At 31.5% G+C, this 3,039-nt stretch carries 3 protein-coding genes; 1 reads left to right on the plus strand and 2 read right to left on the minus strand.

The window, feature by feature from the left end:
* Both carB and rpmH read right to left on the minus strand, forming a co-directional pair.
* The coding region (carB, locus tag ABWP78_RS09755) for a carbamoyl-phosphate synthase large subunit (RefSeq protein ID WP_353171048.1) at positions 1–1,880 on the minus strand (1,880 nt) is incomplete at its 3' end.
* 98 nt (positions 1,881–1,978) lie between these two features.
* Positions 1,979–2,140, minus strand: coding sequence for a 50S ribosomal protein L34 (gene rpmH, locus ABWP78_RS09760; RefSeq protein ID WP_091315350.1), 162 nt, complete (start codon positions 2,138–2,140; stop codon positions 1,979–1,981).
* A 150-nt stretch (positions 2,141–2,290) separates the two neighbouring features.
* Here rpmH and ABWP78_RS09765 point away from each other — a divergent pair, with 150 nt between their 5' ends.
* On the plus strand, positions 2,291–2,809 hold the full coding sequence (locus tag ABWP78_RS09765) for a DUF2892 domain-containing protein (protein WP_353171051.1): 519 nt from the start codon (positions 2,291–2,293) through the stop codon (positions 2,807–2,809).
* The last annotated feature ends 230 nt before the right edge of the window (positions 2,810–3,039 follow it).

Consider the following 3,039-nt stretch of genomic DNA (forward strand, 5'->3'; position numbering starts at 1 on the left):
AAATACAATTTATCAGCCGTATCAAAATCTGTGGAAACCGTTTCTGGATTACAGTTAATCATTATCGTTTCGTAACCACATTCTTTAGCCGCCAATACACCGTGTACGCAAGAATAATCAAACTCAATTCCTTGTCCAATTCGATTTGGACCTGATCCTAAAACAACTACTTTTTTCTTATCTGTTACGATACTTTCATTGTGAACGTATCTCGTACCATCTGCTTTTTCAATTTCGGCCTCAAAAGTAGAATAATAATAAGGTGTTTGCGCTTTAAATTCAGCTGCACAAGTATCTACTAATTTGTACACACGTTGAATGTTCATTTCGTCACGTAATTTGTGAACCTGACTTTCCAAACATCCCATCATATGCGCTATTTGTCTATCACCATACCCTTTTTGCTTGGCTTCTAATAATAATTCTTTAGGTAAAGAATCTACTTTATATTTTGAAATTTCTTTTTCTAAATGAAATAATTCTTCATATTGTTTCAAAAACCACATATCTATTTTGGTGATTTCATGAATTCTACTCAATGGAATTCCCATCGCAATAGCATCATAAATCACAAAAACTCTATCCCAACTAGCATAGGTTAATTTTTCGATAATTTGTTCGTAATTGGTATACCCTTTGCCGTCAGCGCCTAAGCCATTTCGTTTAATTTCAAGTGATTGAGTTGCTTTGTGAAGCGCTTCTTGAAACGAACGCCCAATTCCCATTACTTCTCCTACCGACTTCATTTGTAATCCTAACGTTCTATCTGCACCTTCAAATTTATCAAAATTCCAACGAGGTATTTTTACGATTACATAATCTAAAGTTGGCTCAAATAAAGCTGAAGTCGATTTCGTAATTTGATTTTGCAATTCATCTAAATTGTAACCTAAAGCTAATTTCGATGCGATTTTTGCAATTGGATATCCAGTAGCTTTTGATGCTAATGCCGAAGAACGAGATACGCGAGGATTAATTTCAATTGCTACGATATCTTCTTTATCATCAGGCGAAACGGCAAATTGCACGTTACAACCTCCTGCGAAATTTCCGATAGAACGCATCATTAAAATGGCCATATCACGCATTCGTTGAAATGTAGTGTCAGATAACGTCATCGCTGGCGCAACAGTTATAGAATCACCAGTATGAATACCCATTGGATCCATATTTTCAATCGTACAGATAATTACTACATTATCGTTACTATCACGTAATAATTCCAATTCATATTCTTTCCATCCCATTAAAGCTTTATCAATTAAAACTTCATGAATTGGAGACGCTTCTAAACCGTATGTTAAAGCCGCATCAAAATCTTCTTTCTTATAAACAATAGCCGCTCCAGTTCCTCCTAAAGTAAACGAAGGGCGAATTACTAAAGGAAAACCAAATTCTTGCTCAATTTCCTTTCCTTTTAAGAAAGAATTCGCCGTTTTAGCTGGTGCTTGAGGAATTCCAATTTTATTTAATAAATTTTTAAATTGCTCTCTATCTTCGGTAATATTAATTGCATTTATATCTACGCCAATTAGTCGCACATCAAAATCTTTCCAGATTCCTTTCTCATCGGCTTCAATACATAAATTTAATGCGGTTTGACCACCCATCGTTGGTAAAACAGCATCAATTTGAGGATGTGCTTTTAAAATTTCTATTATAGATTTAGTAGTCAATGGCTTTAAATACACATGATCAGCCATTGTAGGGTCTGTCATGATAGTAGCAGGATTTGAATTTATTAAAATAACTTCAATTCCTTCCTCCTTTAAAGAGCGCGCTGATTGAGAACCTGCATAATCAAATTCGCAAGCTTGCCCAATTACTATTGGTCCTGAACCAATAATTAATACCGATTTTATTGAATTGTCTTTTGGCATATTGTTGTGTTATAGTAGATTGTAATTTAATGCAAATATAAAAAAAAGGTGCTACTATTAAAATAGTAACACCCTGATATTTCGATTAACTAATACCATTATTTTTTATGTCTTGGTTCACAAGATACTGTTAATTTATGTCTTCCTTTAGCTCTTCTACGAGCAAGCACCTTTCTTCCGTTAGGAGATGACATTCTGTCCATGAAACCGTGCTTATTTCTTCTTTTTCTCTTTGATGGTTGAAATGTTCTCTTACTCATTGTTAGTATTTTTAAATTCTATATAATTCTTTAATAATATGGCTTTCTTTAAACCGAGTGCAAATATACAAAGACTTTTTTCAAATACAAATACTTTTTTAAAATTATTTTTAATAGATTTTATTACCTTTGCAAACTAAACTAAATATCATGTTCAATAAAAACATAAAACTAATTACAGCAGCAGGATTAATTTCATTTGCAATTTACTTATTCATTATTGGTGGTAATATCGGAAATGGAATATTTTTAATTCTACTATCAACCCTTTTTATCTTATTTTATTTTAAAAATGAATTAATTATTTTATCATTTTTACAGTTAAGAAAACAAAATTTTGACGGAGCTAAAAAGTATTTAGATAAAATTAGCAATCCAGAGAAAGCTTTAGTTAAAAAACAACAAGGGTATTACAATTACTTAAATGGATTAATGGTTTCGCAAACTAACCTAAATCAAGCGGAAAAATACTTTAGAAAAGCAATTGAACTAGGTTTAAGCATGGATCAAGACTTAGCTTTAGCCAAACTTCAATTAGCAGGAATTGCAGCTTCAAAAAGAAGAAAAATTGAAGCAGAAAAATGGCTAAGTGAAGCAAAAAAATTAGACAAGCACAATATGCTAAAAGATCAAATTGTAATGATGAAACAACAATTAAAAAGAATATAATTTAAAAAGTCCCAATTGGGACTTTTTTTTTATGCTTTATAATTACGATTTAAATTTGTAATCTATTCTATTTTAAAACCATATTGAATAAGCAAATCATTAAACATTAAAGTTACTCTCCCCGGAATATAGAAAACATAAATTTTGTCAATACAAATTCCACTTTTTTATTTATTGCGTTCCCTTTCAGGTCGTGTGTTCCGTTATATCTTTTTTGGTGTTATTTTAAA

This window comes from Flavobacterium sp., from assembly GCF_040402955.1.
GTDB lineage: Bacteria > Bacteroidota > Bacteroidia > Flavobacteriales > Flavobacteriaceae > Flavobacterium.